General features: G+C 49.8%; 17 protein-coding genes. 15 read left to right on the top strand and 2 right to left on the bottom strand.

The window, feature by feature from the left end; all coding sequences use genetic code 11:
• Window positions 1–2 precede the first annotated feature (2 nt).
• The 13 genes from rsmG (at window position 3) to ACJJIW_RS06405 (ending at window position 11,049) form a co-directional block, all read left to right on the top strand.
• Window positions 3–632 carry a 16S rRNA (guanine(527)-N(7))-methyltransferase RsmG gene (gene rsmG / locus ACJJIW_RS06345; RefSeq protein WP_444936934.1) on the top strand — a complete coding sequence of 210 codons (630 nt, stop codon included), beginning with the start codon at window positions 3–5 and terminating at the stop codon, window positions 630–632.
• 126 nt (window positions 633–758) lie between these two features.
• On the top strand, window positions 759–1,568 hold the full coding sequence (locus ACJJIW_RS06350; RefSeq protein ID WP_020413891.1) for a ParA family protein: 810 nt from the start codon (window positions 759–761) through the stop codon (window positions 1,566–1,568).
• A 12-nt stretch (window positions 1,569–1,580) separates the two neighbouring features.
• Window positions 1,581–2,483 (top strand): ParB/RepB/Spo0J family partition protein, encoded by a 903-nt coding sequence (locus tag ACJJIW_RS06355; protein WP_444936935.1) that lies wholly within the window; start codon window positions 1,581–1,583, stop codon window positions 2,481–2,483.
• Window positions 2,484–2,684: 201 nt separating this feature from the next.
• Entirely contained in the window at window positions 2,685–3,047 is a 363-nt protein-coding gene (locus ACJJIW_RS06360; protein ID WP_282930569.1) for an ATP synthase subunit I, read from the top strand.
• Window positions 3,048–3,096: 49 nt separating this feature from the next.
• Entirely contained in the window at window positions 3,097–4,023 is a 927-nt protein-coding gene (atpB, locus tag ACJJIW_RS06365) for a F0F1 ATP synthase subunit A (RefSeq protein WP_282930570.1), read from the top strand.
• 59 nt (window positions 4,024–4,082) lie between these two features.
• Window positions 4,083–4,328, top strand: coding sequence for a F0F1 ATP synthase subunit C (gene atpE / locus ACJJIW_RS06370; protein WP_020413895.1), 246 nt, complete (start codon window positions 4,083–4,085; stop codon window positions 4,326–4,328).
• Between the two features lie 52 nt (window positions 4,329–4,380).
• Window positions 4,381–4,851, top strand: a complete 471-nt coding sequence (locus tag ACJJIW_RS06375) for a F0F1 ATP synthase subunit B (protein WP_282930571.1) — start codon at window positions 4,381–4,383, stop codon at window positions 4,849–4,851.
• 12 nt (window positions 4,852–4,863) lie between these two features.
• Window positions 4,864–5,400 carry a F0F1 ATP synthase subunit delta gene (locus ACJJIW_RS06380; protein ID WP_108735091.1) on the top strand — a complete coding sequence of 179 codons (537 nt, stop codon included), beginning with the start codon at window positions 4,864–4,866 and terminating at the stop codon, window positions 5,398–5,400.
• 48 nt (window positions 5,401–5,448) lie between these two features.
• Window positions 5,449–6,993 (top strand): F0F1 ATP synthase subunit alpha, encoded by a 1,545-nt coding sequence (gene atpA / locus ACJJIW_RS06385; RefSeq protein ID WP_108735090.1) that lies wholly within the window; start codon window positions 5,449–5,451, stop codon window positions 6,991–6,993.
• Window positions 6,994–7,070: 77 nt separating this feature from the next.
• Window positions 7,071–7,931: a F0F1 ATP synthase subunit gamma gene (atpG, locus tag ACJJIW_RS06390; protein WP_444895613.1), complete on the top strand. Its 861-nt coding sequence runs from the start codon at window positions 7,071–7,073 to the stop codon at window positions 7,929–7,931.
• 53 nt (window positions 7,932–7,984) lie between these two features.
• Window positions 7,985–9,388: a F0F1 ATP synthase subunit beta gene (gene atpD, locus ACJJIW_RS06395; protein WP_444936936.1), complete on the top strand. Its 1,404-nt coding sequence runs from the start codon at window positions 7,985–7,987 to the stop codon at window positions 9,386–9,388.
• Between the two features lie 18 nt (window positions 9,389–9,406).
• Window positions 9,407–9,826 (top strand): F0F1 ATP synthase subunit epsilon, encoded by a 420-nt coding sequence (locus ACJJIW_RS06400; protein ID WP_108735087.1) that lies wholly within the window; start codon window positions 9,407–9,409, stop codon window positions 9,824–9,826.
• 236 nt (window positions 9,827–10,062) lie between these two features.
• Complete coding sequence (locus ACJJIW_RS06405; RefSeq protein WP_444936937.1) at window positions 10,063–11,049, top strand: hypothetical protein; 987 nt, start codon at window positions 10,063–10,065, stop codon at window positions 11,047–11,049.
• Between the two features lies 1 nt (window position 11,050).
• Here ACJJIW_RS06405 and guaD read toward each other — a convergent pair whose 3' ends face one another.
• Window positions 11,051–12,445, bottom strand: a complete 1,395-nt coding sequence (guaD, locus tag ACJJIW_RS06410; protein WP_444936938.1) for a guanine deaminase — start codon at window positions 12,443–12,445, stop codon at window positions 11,051–11,053.
• 239 nt (window positions 12,446–12,684) lie between these two features.
• Between guaD and ACJJIW_RS06415 the strand changes: the two genes are divergently transcribed.
• Together ACJJIW_RS06415 and ACJJIW_RS06420 are read left to right on the top strand one after the other, a co-directional pair.
• Entirely contained in the window at window positions 12,685–13,113 is a 429-nt protein-coding gene (locus tag ACJJIW_RS06415) for a VOC family protein (protein WP_282930577.1), read from the top strand.
• 113 nt (window positions 13,114–13,226) lie between these two features.
• Window positions 13,227–13,865 carry a glutathione S-transferase family protein gene (locus tag ACJJIW_RS06420; protein ID WP_444936939.1) on the top strand — a complete coding sequence of 213 codons (639 nt, stop codon included), beginning with the start codon at window positions 13,227–13,229 and terminating at the stop codon, window positions 13,863–13,865.
• 78 nt (window positions 13,866–13,943) lie between these two features.
• Here the strand turns inward: ACJJIW_RS06420 and ACJJIW_RS06425 are convergent, their stop codons facing one another.
• The gene (locus ACJJIW_RS06425; RefSeq protein WP_444936940.1) at window positions 13,944–14,942 is read right to left on the bottom strand and encodes a hypothetical protein; all 999 of its coding nucleotides are present in this window, start codon (window positions 14,940–14,942) and stop codon (window positions 13,944–13,946) included.
• Window positions 14,943–14,966 lie beyond the last annotated feature (24 nt).

Raw genomic sequence — 14,966 nt, forward strand, 5'->3', positions numbered from 1 at the left:
CAATGGAACAGTTTCGTCCGCGCCTGTTAGAGGCGGCGGCACAGATGTCGGTGGTACTCAGTGACCGACAGCAGGATCAGCTACTGGAATACCTGGCGCTTTTTGCCCGCTGGAACAGTGCCTACAACCTGTCTGCCATACGCGACCCAGAGCAGATGCTGGAGCGCCATATTATCGACAGCCTCAGTGTGGTAAATCTCTGTGGCGAAGGCTCTTTAATCGATGTGGGTAGCGGTGGCGGCCTGCCGGGAATCCCCCTAGCAATTGTGCATCCGGAGCGCACCATCACCCTGCTCGACAGCAATGGCAAGAAGACCCGCTTCCTGTTCCAGGTGGCCAGCACCCTGCCCCTGCCCAATATCACGGTAGTCAATGAGCGGGTAGAAGCCTTTGTACCAGATCAGCCTTTTGCCGGTGTGGTGTCCCGCGCCTTTGCCTCCATCGAGGATATGGTCAATGGCAGTGAGCATATGTTGGCACCCAAGGGTCGTTTTTATGCCATGAAGGGTAAGCTGCCTGAGGATGAGTTGAGCGCTCTGCCAAAAGGCATTAAGGTCGAGCAGGTGCACCGGTTGTCGGTGCCCGGCTGCGACGGTGAGCGACATATGATTCAGCTCTGTCGCACAGAATAAGATGATAGTTTGGCGGGTTTGTCGCCCGCCCAATCCTGCTCCCCTATCGTGGGGCACAACAGCCGCCGCCCGAAGCCGAGCCGGCGTCGGGGCAAACGCACCCGGAAACAACAAAGGACAAGAATCTTGAGCAAGATATTTGCTGTGGCCAACCAGAAAGGCGGGGTTGGCAAGACCACTACCTGCGTCAACCTGGCCGCATCTTTGGTTGCCAACAAGCGGCGCGTATTGCTGATCGACCTGGACCCCCAGGGCAATGCCACCATGGGCAGCGGTGTGGATAAAAGTGACCTGGAGGTATCCGGTTACGATGTGCTGGCCGCTGAATTACCCGTTGAGCAGGCCATTGTATCCACAGAGAGCGGTTTTGATTTGATCCCGGGTAACGGTGACCTGTCTGCGGCAGAGGTGGAATTGCTGAATCTGGAGGGGCGCGAATCCCGCCTGCGCCGCGCCCTGGCTGCGGTGAGTAATCGTTACGACTACGTGATTATCGACTGCCCGCCATCGTTGAATATGCTGACGGTAAACGCCCTCTGTGCAGCTCACGGCGTATTGATTCCCATGCAGTGTGAATACTATGCCCTGGAGGGGTTGTCAGCACTGGTGGACACCATCACCCAGATCCAGCAGGCCGCCAATCCGGACCTGAAAATCGAGGGTATCTTGCGCACCATGTACGATCCGCGCAACAGCCTCACCAGCGAAGTGTCGGCGCAGTTGCAGGAGTTTTTCGGCGATCGCCTGTATCGAACCTGTATCCCGCGCAATGTCCGTTTGGCAGAGGCTCCCAGCTTCGGCAAGCCGGCGCTGGATTACGACCGCCATTCGAAAGGGGCTATTGCCTATCTGGCACTGGCTTGCGAAATCAATCGCCGCCATCCCGCCAATCAATCTTCCAATAAGAAAAGCCGCCCTGTGGCGGAAGCCGTATAAGGGGTAATTACTATGGCCACCAAACGCAAAGGACTGGGCCGGGGTTTATCCCACCTGATCAGCAATAAAAACAGCACCGCGATCGCCGAGGCTACCGGTGAAGCTGAAACCGAAACCGCCGTGGTCGACGGTGAGCTGAAGGAGTTGCCGATAGAGTTTTTGCAGCGCGGCCGCTACCAGCCACGCCGGGATTTTCCACAGGAATCCTTGCAAGAGCTGGCGGACTCGATACGCGCCCAGGGCATTATGCAGCCGATCGTCGTGCGCGGTATCGGTGAGCAGAGCTATGAAATCATCGCCGGTGAACGGCGCTGGCGCGCGGCTCAATTAGCCGGCCTGGATAAAGTGCCGACACTGGTGCGCAGCGTCTCCGATGAGGCTGCGATCGCCATGGCGCTGATTGAAAATATCCAGCGTGAAGACCTGAATCCGGTAGAGGAAGCTGTAGCCCTCAAGCGTTTACAGGATGAGTTCAAGCTGACCCAGCAGGAAGTGGCCGATGCAGTGGGCAAATCCCGTACCGCAGTAACCAACCTGTTGCGACTGTTGAGTCTCAGTGAAGAGGTGCGGACTTTCCTGGAGCGTGGCGATCTGGAGTTGGGACACGCCAAAGCCCTGCTCGGTCTATCCGGTGCCACCCAGCGCTCTGCTGCGCGCCAGGTGGTCGAGCGCAGCCTTACCGTGCGCCAGACAGAGGCGCTGGTGCGCCGTTTACAACAGCCGGCTGCCCCCGCACCGGAAAAACCGAAGCCCGACCCCAATATCCGTCGCCTAACTGAGCGCCTGGCAGAGAAAGTCGGAGTGCCCGTATCTATCGATCACAACGATAAAGGCAACGGCCGCCTGGTACTCAAATACACCACTCTGGAAGAGCTGGATGGAATCCTCGCCCACCTCGGTTACGCCGAGGACTGAGGCCACAGGGAAATGCGCGTCCTAGTGGCGCGCGCAATAACTGTTGGCAAATACTCACTGCGGCGAGTAATTCCGTGCAAAACCTCCTGAAAATCAAATAAGTTGACGACATTTGCCGGTTGAATCGGCGATGCTGTTGCCGCATAATTCGCACGCCCAAATTTTGGGCGGACAGCGCAAAAAAGTCGGCTTATCCCGTCTATGACAAAACCCCCGGTATTACGAATAGCCGCGGTACAGCTTCTGCTGATATCCGTGGCCAGTGCGGCACTGCACTTGAGCGGTAAACCGGTGACTGCGCTCTCCGTATTTATCGGCGGTGCCCTGTGTGCACTGCCCGGAGCATATTTTGGCAGGCGCGCCTTTCGCGATAGCGGTGCGCGCGCGGCCCATCGCGTGGTAGGCAATTTCTACCGCGCGGAAACCGGCAAATTTATATTGACCATGGCAGGTTTTGCAGCGGTGTTTGCCACCGTCAAGCCACTGAATGCCGCGGCGCTTTTTATCAGCTACGTCCTCTGTGTAATCGTGCAGTGGATTTTGGTAGCGCGCATGGTCCGCTAGCCGGTGGATAAGAAAAAAGAATTCTTACTTTTACGATTGTTGAGGAACTATGGCAGGCGAAGCTCAAACCGCGACGGGGTATATCCAACACCACCTGCAAAACATGACTTACGGCAAGCTGCCGGCCGGGTATACCCGCGCCGACGGTACTGTGCTGAATGAGTCTACTTGGACTATGGCGCATTCCTCCCAGGAAGCTGCGGATATGGGCTTTTGGGCCCTGCACGTAGATACCCTGGGCTGGTCTATCGGCCTTGGTCTGATTTTTTGCTTCCTGTTTGCCCGCGCAGCCAAGAAGGCCAGTGTGGACAAGCCCACAGGCTTCCAGAGCTTTGTGGAGCTGGTTACCGACTTTATCGACAAGCTGGTTAAGGAAACCTTCCCCCACCGCAACACTATGGTTGCCCCGATGGCTCTGACCATCTTTGTGTGGGTGTTCCTGATGAACCTGATGGATTTGGTACCGGTGGACTGGCTGCCGATGGCTGCCGCCAAGATTTCCGGCAACGATCACCTCTTCTTTAAAGTGGTCCCAACCACCGACCCGAACGCCACCCTGGGTATGGCCCTGGCGGTGTTTGCGCTGATGATTTTCTTCAGTATTCGCGAAAAAGGTGCCATCGGCTTCCTTAAAGAGCTGACTCTGCACCCTTTCCATACCGGCAAGTTGTTCTTTGACATCCTGCTGATCCCGGTGAACTTCCTGCTGGAAGCAGTATCCCTGATCGCCAAACCGATCTCCCTGGGCCTGCGTCTGTTCGGAAACCTCTACGCCGGTGAAATGATCTTTATCCTGATCGCGATTGTCTTTGGCGTTGGCGTTCTCGGCTTTATTGGTGCGGGCCTCCTGCACATGGGCTGGGCGATCTTCCACGTACTGGTAATCGTGCTGCAGGCGTTCGTATTTATGGTATTGAGCACCGTGTACATGGCGATGGCACACCATCGCGACGATGAGCACGAGCACGATCAATAAGTTTTTAACCCTTTTTTCGACCTTTACAACAACTCTTTAACTTTGATTTGGAGAACACAATGGAAGCATTAGGTCTGGTTTACATCGCAAGTGCACTGCTGATCGGTCTGGGCGCCCTGGGCACCGCAATCGGTTTCGGTACTCTGGGTGGCAAGCTGCTGGAAGGTTCCGCTCGTCAGCCTGAACAGGCTCCGGCTCTGCAGGGCAAGATGTTCCTGATGGCTGGTCTGCTTGACGCGGTTCCGATGATCGGTGTTGGTATCGCTATGTACCTGATCTTCGCCGTAGCTCCTGGTCTGGTTTAATTACGCCGTTCCAATTGCCCTTAACCCTATTTAAAGAGCAAGAGGTGTCGGAGTGAATATCAACCTGACTCTAATCGGCCAGTCGATTACTTTCCTGTTTTTCGTCTGGTTTTGCTGGAAGTTTGTTTGGCCGCCGCTTTTGGGCGTGATGAAAGAGCGTGAGCAGAAGATCGCAGATGGTCTCGCTGACGCCGAACACGCACAGAAAGACCTGGAACTGGCCAAGCGTAAAGCTGCCGAGCAGTTGAAGGAAGCCAAAGATCAGGCTAACGAGATCATTGATGGTGCCAACAAGCGCGCCAACCAGATTCTCGATGAAGCCAAGCAAGCGGCTCAGTCTGAAGGCGATCGTCTGAAAACTGCGGCCAAAGCTGAGATCGACCAGGAAGTGAATCGCGCTAAAGAGCAACTGCGCAGCCGTGTGGCAGACCTGTCTGTCCTGGGTGCGGAGAAGATTCTCGCGGTCAATATCGACGCTAAGGCGCACGACGACCTGATCGATAAACTGGCAGCCGAGCTGTAAGCGAGGAACCCAATGGCGGAACTCAGCACACTGGCCCGGCCCTACGCTAAAGCTGCTTTCTCTTATGCGCAGGAAGCCTCCCACTTAGGTGGTTGGAGCACTGCGCTGAGCACTGCGGCAGCGGTCAGCCAGAACGAAAAAGTGCGTGAGCTGCTGGATAACCCCCAGCTCACCAGTGAAGAGCGCGCAGATAAATTCCTGTCGATCTGTTCAGACGAACTCGGCGAGCACGGAAGGAACTTCATCCGGTTGCTGGCGGAAAACAACCGCCTGCAGCTGCTGCCGGAAATTTCCGAACTGTTCGAAGAGCTGAAAGCGCAAGCGGAAGCCACCCTCGAGGTGGAAGTTGTTTCCGCGCACGCCTTGAGCGATGCACAGGCGCAAGCACTGGGCCAAAAGCTCAGCGCGAAGTTTGAACGCGAAATACATCTGCACAGCTCGGTGGACGAGAGCCTGCTGGGCGGCGCGATCATCCGCGCCGGTGATACAGTCATCGACGGTACCGTACGCGGCCGTCTGGCCAAGCTCGCCGAGGCGATGAACTCCTAAATTACTCTCCCCGTTGGCGTTAGCCGGCGGGGACTTGAGGAACAGAGCATGCAGCAACTGAATCCCTCTGAGATCAGTGAAATCATCAAGAGCCGCATCGAAAATCTCGATGTGAGCACTGAAGCCCAAAATGAGGGCACCATTGTTTCCGTATCCGACGGCATCATCCGCATCCACGGCCTGGCCGATGTGATGTACGGCGAGATGATCGAGTTCGAAGGCGGCGTTTACGGTATGGCGCTGAACCTGGAGCGCGACTCCGTTGGTGCTGTAATCCTGGGCGACTACAAGGCGCTGGCTGAAGGCCAGAAGTGCCGTTGTACCGGCCGCATCCTGGAAACCCCCGTTGGCCCGGAATTGCTCGGCCGCGTTGTAGACGCGCTGGGTAACCCGATCGACGGCAAAGGCCCGCTGAACAACAAGCTGACCGATGCGGTAGAAAAAGTAGCGCCTGGCGTTATTGCCCGTCAGTCCGTTGACCAGCCTGTACAAACCGGTTTGAAAGCGGTTGATACCATGATCCCGATTGGCCGTGGCCAGCGTGAGCTGATCATCGGTGACCGTCAGATCGGTAAGACTGCTGTGGCGATCGACGCCATCATCAACCAGAAAGGTACCGGCGTTAAGTGTGTCTACGTTGCCGTGGGCCAGAAGCAGTCCTCTATTGCCAACGTAGTGCGCAAGCTCGAAGAGCACGGCGCTATGGATCACACCATCGTAGTAGCCGCTGGCGCCGCCGATCCGGCAGCGATGCAGTTCCTGGCTCCCTACGTCGGTTGTACCATGGGTGAGTACTTCCGCGACCGCGGTGAAGACGCCCTGATCGTATACGATGACCTGACCAAGCAGGCTTGGGCCTACCGTCAGATCTCCCTGTTGCTGAAGCGTCCGCCTGGACGTGAAGCCTACCCCGGTGACGTTTTCTACTTGCACTCCCGTCTGCTGGAGCGCGCAGCGCGTGTAAACGCCGACTACGTAGAGAAGTTCACCAACGGTGAAGTGAAAGGCAAGACCGGCTCTCTGACCGCCCTGCCGATCATCGAAACCCAGGCCGGTGACGTATCTGCGTTCGTACCGACCAACGTGATTTCCATTACCGACGGCCAGATCTTCCTCGAGACCGATCTGTTCAACTCCGGTATCCGCCCAGCGATCAACCCGGGTATCTCTGTATCCCGTGTAGGTGGTGCAGCGCAGACCAAGGTGATCAAGAAGCTGTCCGGTGGTATCCGTACCGCTCTGGCTCAGTACCGCGAACTGGCGGCATTCTCCCAGTTTGCCTCTGACCTGGACGAAGCTACCAAAGCTCAGCTGGATCACGGTGAGCGCGTAACCGAGCTGATGAAGCAGAAACAGTACTCTCCGCTGTCTATCGCGGACATGGCTGTTTCCGTTTACGCCGCCGACAAGGGTTACCTGAAAGAAGTAGAAGTTGCCAAGGTTCTCGATTTCGAAGCCGCCCTGCTCGCTTATATGAACAGCGAACACGCAGAGCTGATGGAGAAAGTGAACAGCACTGGTAACTACAACGACGAAATCGACGCAGCTTTCAAAGCCGCTATCGAGAAGTTCGTCGCTACTAGCAGCTGGTAAGAACTCCCTGGAGAGCGCGAAAGAGCGGCGTGTCCGCTCTTTCGGAATCTAACTTCCAGCGAACAAGGTAAATCACTATGGCAGGCGGAAAAGAAGTACGCACAAAAATTGCCAGCATCAAGAGCACGCAGAAAATTACTGCCGCAATGGAAATGGTTGCAGCCAGTAAGATGCGTAGGGCTCAGGATCGCATGGCACTGGGGCGTCCCTACGCCCAGCGCATACGCGCAGTGATCGGCCACGTCGCCAACGCTTCGGCCGAGTACCAGCATATTTACCTGCAAGAGCGCGAGGCCAAGCGGGTCGGTTTTATCCTGGTATCCACTGACCGCGGACTCTGTGGTGGCTTGAACGTCAATATGTTCAAAGCCGCTATTCGCGAGATGCAGGCGTGGTCCGAGCAGGGTGTCGACGTCGAAGTCTGCGCGGTAGGTAACAAGGCGGCCAGTTTCTTTAATGCCATCGGCAGCAAGGTTGTCGCAGCGGTACGCGATCTGGGCGATGCGCCCCAGGCCAACCAGCTGATTGGCTCAGTTAAGGTAATGCTGGACCGTTACGCAGAAGGCGATATCGATCGCCTGTTCCTGGTATCCAATGAGTTTATCAACACCATGTCCCAGAAGCCGCAGGTTGAGCAATTGCTGCCGCTGCCGAAGGACGAAGATGAAAAACTCATGCACGAGTGGGACTACCTCTACGAGCCGGATCCGGTTGAATTGCTGGATGGATTGCTGGCTCGCTACATCGAGTCCCAGGTATACCAGGCAGTAGTTGAAAACAAAGCCTGTGAACAGGCAGCGCGTATGATCGCGATGAAGAGCGCCACCGATAACGCCGGTGAGCTGATCGATCAGTTGCAGCTTGTCTACAACAAGGCGCGCCAGGCGGCCATTACCCAGGAACTGTCCGAAATTGTCGGCGGTGCGGCGGCGGTTTAATCCGCTGCCAGTAATGGTCAGCCTAGAAAGAATTTAAAGCTGAGGATCCGGAAATGAGTAACGGGCAAATTGTGCAAGTGATCGGAGCGGTCATCGACGTGGAATTCCCACGCGATTCTGTTCCGAATGTATACGACGCACTGGTGGTTGAGGACAAGAACCTCACCATGGAAGTGCAGCAGCAGTTGGGTGACGGCGTGGTACGCGCTATTGCCATGGGTTCATCCGAAGGTGTCAGCCGCGGTCTGTCCGTGCGCAATACCGGCGCTCCGGTTTCTGTACCGGTTGGCCTGGAAACCCTCGGTCGCATCATGGACGTACTCGGCAACCCGATTGACGAGTGTGGCCCTATCGGTGAGAAAGAGCGCTCCTCTATCCACCGCGCTGCGCCGACCTACGAAGAGCAGTCCAGCTCTACCGAACTGCTGGAAACCGGCATTAAGGTAATCGACCTAGTTTGCCCGTTCGCCAAGGGTGGTAAGGTTGGTCTGTTCGGTGGTGCCGGTGTAGGTAAAACCGTAAACATGATGGAACTGATCAACAACATCGCAACCGAGCACTCCGGTCTGTCCGTGTTCGCAGGTGTTGGTGAGCGTACCCGTGAAGGTAACGACTTCTACTACGAGATGGCTGAATCCAAAGTTGTAGACTTGGAAAACAAAGCCAACTCCAAAGTGGCGATGGTTTACGGTCAGATGAATGAGCCGCCCGGCAACCGTCTGCGTGTAGCCCTGACCGGCCTGACCATGGCGGAGAAATTCCGTGATGAAGGCAAAGACGTACTGCTGTTCGTCGACAACATCTACCGCTACACCCTGGCCGGTACCGAAGTATCCGCACTGTTGGGCCGTATGCCTTCTGCGGTAGGTTACCAGCCGACCCTGGCGGAAGAGATGGGCGTTCTGCAGGAGCGTATTACCTCCACCAAGACTGGTTCTATCACCTCTATCCAGGCGGTATACGTACCGGCGGATGACTTGACTGACCCGTCTCCGGCGACCACTTTCGCGCACTTGGACTCCACTGTAGTACTGAGCCGTGATATCGCCGCTAAAGGTATCTACCCGGCTGTTGACCCGCTGGACTCCACCTCTCGTCAGCTGGACCCACAGGTAATTGGTCAGGAGCACTACGAAGTGGCTCGCGGTGTACAGTCTGTACTGCAGCGCTACAAAGAGCTGAAGGACATCATCGCGATCCTGGGTATGGACGAGCTGTCTGAAGAAGACAAGCAGACCGTAGCCCGCGCCCGTAAGATCGAGCGTTTCCTGTCCCAGCCTTTCCACGTTGCGGAAATCTTCACCGGTGCACCAGGTAAATACGTTTCCCTGAAAGAAACCATCCGTGGCTTCCAGGGCATCCTGAACGGTGAATATGACCACATGCCGGAACAGGCCTTCTACATGGTGGGAACCATCGACGAAGCTGTGGAAAAAGCCAACAAAGCCAAGGGCTAATCGAGAGAGGCATATACTATGGCCATGACAGTACATTGTGACATTGTCAGCGCCGAGCAGTCTCTCTTCTCCGGACTGGTAGAGATGGTGATTGTGAGTGGTATCGAGGGTGAGCTGGGTCTCTCCTACGGTCACGCTCAGTTGCTCACCGCTCTGAAAGCCGGTCCGGTGCGCATCATCAAGCCCGGTGGTGAAGAGGAAGTACTGTTCGTCAGCGGTGGCTACGCCGAGGTACAACCTAATATGGTGACTATCCTCGCTGATGTAGCCGAACGTGAGATTGATGAAGACGCCGCGCAGAAGGCCCGCGAAGAAGCGGAACACGCCCTGCACAAGGCGCCGTCTGAGGTCGACTACGCGCGCATCTCAGCCCAGCTGGCCGAAGCCGAAGCGCGTCTGCGTACCCTGCAGGCAATTCGCAAGGCGGCCGGTAAGTAAACAGTTCTTACCTTCTCGTAAGGCCTGTTTCCAGGCGACAAAAAAGCAGCTTCGGCTGCTTTTTTTTATTCTTCTGGAAACTCCAATAGCCACTCGCCACTCGCCACTCGCCACTCGCCACTCGCCACTCGCCACTCGCCACTCGCCACTCGCCACTCGCCACCCTGCGCACACTTTCTAACGACTATAGTTACAAGTGATGGTTGTATATTTATGGATTAAAGAAGCTATCAGTTATGAAATGGATGTTAACTGTCGCATATTTGCTTTTTACGTTTGCCCTTCTGATAGCTAGCTCTAACACAGTAGCTACGGCCTCTATTAAAGCTAGTAACAAACCTACTACAGCTGAAAATCTAAAGTCCCCTAGAGCGTTACTAATTCACGGAAGTATCACCTCCCCTATATATGTAGATCCTGAAAATAATGTGCCTGAACACTTGGTGGAGTTTGGTTTCTTTCATTCCGGATGGACTGTCGATGAAATTGCTGAGGTATCGCAATTTACAACGTTTGTTGACGTCTATTACAATGAAATAGATATTATGAAGGCCGCAAGAAGTCATGGACTAAAGATATGGGTACAAATAGCTCCGATATTCTTTGATGGTTATCCGACCTATAGGAAGCGAGCGGATTATTTGGAACGGTGGGAACTAGCAAGGAAACGATTAGAGCCATTTAGTGATATTATTATAGCGTTTGATCCATTAGATGAACCTTTCCATCGCTCAAAATTAAATAACCAAACACTAAAGCTATATCTAGAAGAAATTGCTCAATTAGTGAAAGAAAGCTTTCCTAAAGCAAAAAGAGCAATTACATTTATGAATGAAACAGTTAGGAAGTCAAATTTCAAAAAAATAATTCCTAAAAAATATAATTTATTTGCTGTAAATTACTATGTAGGAGAGAGTTTTCAACAACAACTAGTAGAAAAGCTAATGGTTAAAACATCACATTTAGATGTTAAATATTATTTAATTCCAAGAGCATTTAAAACCTCGAATAGAGGTTTCGGTAGTATTTCTGAATCACAATTAATCAGCCAGGCAAAGCAAGCTTATGATTTTGCAATAGCAAACCCCAAGGTTATCGCCATTTATCCCTTTGTTTGGGAGAGCATTTTTGGCAAAGACGACTACTACCTTGGGGTTGACAATCTCGAGCGAGTACAAGAAGAGTATCGAAAAATAGGTCACGCGATATCAAACACCAGATAAACTATTTTTTATCACCCATTATGTAAGTGCTGTATATAGCTCTATCATCACCAAGAACCTGCAGGGCAAATAGTTTTTCTTCAAGTGTCTTTACAGACTTCATTCTAAAATCCATTAAATCAGTTGATTTTAAATCAATGACAATAAAATCTGCTTCTTTTCCTTTTTCAAAGTTTCCAACTTTGTCATCGATATCTAATGCTTTTGCAGATCCTAAGGTTGCAAGATAGAAAGCTTTTAGCGGAGAGAGTGTCTTTATATTGTTGTTATTTCCAATCGACTTTTGCAGCTGAACTACCTTATAGGCCTCATCCATAGTCTCTAACATAGAGAAACTGGTGCCGGCTCCCACATCGGTTCCCAGGCCCACGCTAACATTGATTTCTTCACCTCTATTAAGCGGGAATAATCCGCTCCCTAGAAACAGATTAGACGTTGGGCAAAAAGCAATAGCGCTGCCGACAGAAGCCATACTTTCCATCTCTTTGTCATCCAGGTAAATACCATGAGCAAACACTGAGTGGTCCCGATTTAATCCATATATGTTATAAACATCAAGATAACTATTTGCTTCTGGGAACAATGATTTTACCCAATTAATTTCATCCTTATTTTCGGAAACATGGGTATGCATATACACATCGGGATATTCATCTAGTAACTTAGCTGCCTGCTTAAGCTGCTCAGGAGTACTTGTCGGGGCAAATCTTGGAGTAATGGCATAGCTCAATCGATCCTTATTATGCCAACGTTCGATCAGTTTCTTGCTATCGGAATAGGCACTTTGCGGTGTATCTTGCAGGTATTCTGGCGCATTGCGATCCATCAGCACCTTACCTGCAATTAGTCGCATGTTCTCTCGTTGAGCAACTTCAAAGAGAGCATCTACAGACTCTGGGTGAACGGTACCAAATACAAGTGCTGATGTTGTGCCATTCTTTAGTAACTGACTAATAAAGAACTCTGCAACCTCCTTTGCATGTTCTTTATCGAAAAATTTCCTTTCAGTTGGAAAGGTGTATTCTTTAAGCCACTCTAATAATTGCTCACCATGAGCCGCAATCATTCCCGTCTGTGGATAGTGAATATGAGAATCGATAAAGCCGGGAAGTATTAACTTGCCGCGATAATCTACAATCTCTGCGCCTCTTTTTTTTACCGAAATTTCTTCTTCAGAAATTATCCCGGCAATTATTCCATCTTTGACAATTAATCCGCCATCCTCAATATACTCATAAGCTTTACTAGTCTTCGCCGGGTCGGAAGTAAAATGAAGTATGTCACCTTGAAATATAGTTGTCTCTGCATAAACAAAGTTGCTAGAGGCTGAGAGTAATAGAAATAATTTAGCTACATTGGACTTTATATTGCTGCTTAAGGATAAATATTCGACCACCAATTCACTCCGTTAAAATAATAAGCAAACCTACATATTTAGCATTTGAAAGATAATGTGACAAATTTATTTCGATTGTCTCTAGAAGAGCTGGAATACAAAACAACAAATTAACTTATATATTGAGTAATAACCTACTTAAAAATACAGAAATTTGATTTGTATATCTTGTATTTGTAAAAAACTTAATAAATTCCATCTAAACTTGTACTTAAATCTAGATTGAAGGCTCTCAATCCATGTTTAAACATCCAGATCACGTAACAGTAGTTGTTACGAAATTAGAGGAAAGTGTCAGCTTTTTTGAATTGCTGGGTTTTGAGCTTCTACTCAAAAACTTTCTAACTGGCGAGAAAGCGTCACGGTATCTCCAGGTGGATAATGTAGAAGCAGATCACTTTACGATGGTACTAAAGCAGTCATCTCCGAAATTTGAGATACAGCTACTTCACTACCGAAATCCAGTGGTTAAAACTAATCCATCACTAATTGACTTGGCAAGGCCCGGTTATAACCATCTGTGTTTAAAGGTAGATAATTTGAATGAAGCTTTAGAGTATTTATCGAAGCAAGGAATTAGTACAAGAAGCGGAATATTGGAGTATCAAGATAAAAAATTAGCTTTTCTCTTGGGACCAGAGAATATAACCGTTGAATTAGCCGAGTGAATTGTCCAAGCAAATAGGTAGTACTTCTACTCAAACTTGACATGTAAATCTCTCGAAGAAATGATACTAGCCTAGCTAAAATTTATGTCTCCATATAAATTCGAGATATTGACATGGCAAATGAAATCATCTTTTATACGAATCCTCAGTCGAGAGGCTGTATTGTTCGATGGATGTTAGAGGAGATATCAGTACCCTATCAAACCAAAGTACTTGAATATGGCGAAGACATGAAATCGCTAGAGTATCTTGCTTTGAATCCCATGGGGAAAGTTCCAACACTAGTGCACGACAACAAAATAATAACTGAAGCAGCAGCAATATGTGTCTACTTGGCTGATGTGTTTTCCGATTCAGGTTTGTCTCCGATAAATAACGAAGAGCGTGCCAATTATTACCGGTGGATGTTTTATTCGGCTGGACCTCTAGAGTCCGCCATTGTGAATAAATATATCTTTGATGAAGATGTGGCTAAAGATAAACAGCAAATGTTGGGTTACGGTAATTATAAACTTGCACTAGATACGCTATCTGGTGCAATAAAATCAAACCCGTATATTGTTGGAGAACGTTTTACAGCAGCAGATGTATATATTGGTGCACAGCTGGGGTGGGGGTTACAGTTTGGAACTATAGATGGACGTGAAGAGTATCAGGAGTATGTAAATCGTTTATCTCAACGTAAAGCATTTCAACGAGCTCAAGAACTTGATGCAGCTTTGGAAAAAGACATGAATATAAGCCCAGCTTAAATTTAAATATATTTTGTTTGAACTAAAAGGTCAGAAACTATATTCCTGACCTTTTTGATTTATCCCAAATACTAGTTTTCAACTAAAAATTCCGCTTTTTATTTGCCGGACAGCTCTGTTGAATCGAAAACGATCATTTCTGTCTATAGAAGTATTTTCATCCATCATATGCTCATAATCACTTTCAACTACTTTGAGATAATCTAGTGCTTCATCTTTATCCCCTTTCATTGCAATAAGGTATGAGCGAGACAAGCACATTCTTAATTTATGAGCATCTGTTAGATGTTCTTTAGGATGATTATCGTGGAGCTTCAAGCATTCCTCTAGGCTAGCTTCGGTGAATGGGTCGTATTCAGCTACTTCCTTAGGAATTGGTTTTTTACACTTATAGATTGAGCTTGAAAATACTTGCCCATACCAGTCGAAATAATCTTCAAGATATCCCATGGTTACTTTAATCCATGGTAAACGATCAAAGAAAAAATCCTGATTAATGAAAAATGATTCGCGCTCAATAAGCTTTGGCATAAACTCTGCTGAAACATGTTTATTTAGGTTCTGAGTTTTACATACATCAATGAAACAAATTTCAATTGGATTATCAGGCCAGGAAAACTCATTAAAATCACCGATATTCAGTTCAATCAATGATTGAAATGGAGAAATACTATTTTCTAGTATAGGAACAAAAGATTCACCAAACTTATAGGTTAGTGAATCACATTCCCAAACACGATCCGAACCATTTACAGGTTTAGGTAGAAAACCCAATTCATAACTACTAATAGGTTTACTATCCAATATATTTGAGTTTCTGTTGTTCGAAAAATCTGAGTTACTCATCAACCCATGTGCGAGAGAAACCACAGACGCTCCCATAAAGCTTCCGGCATCAACAATATACCCTTTTTGTTGGAAATTTTTTGACGCTAGTGAATATAGTAATTTACGCTCCGCAATCGAAACCATTCCTGGTGTTTCAAATACGCTCTGGGGAACTTCGGTTTTAGAAAATGAAATTTCTGGGTGTACATAACAACCCCTTGCAATTTCCGCATCATCAATTTCGTACATTATTTTGCTCCGGAAATAAAATTA

The organism is Microbulbifer maximicatervae (SeqCode) (genome assembly GCF_052467815.1).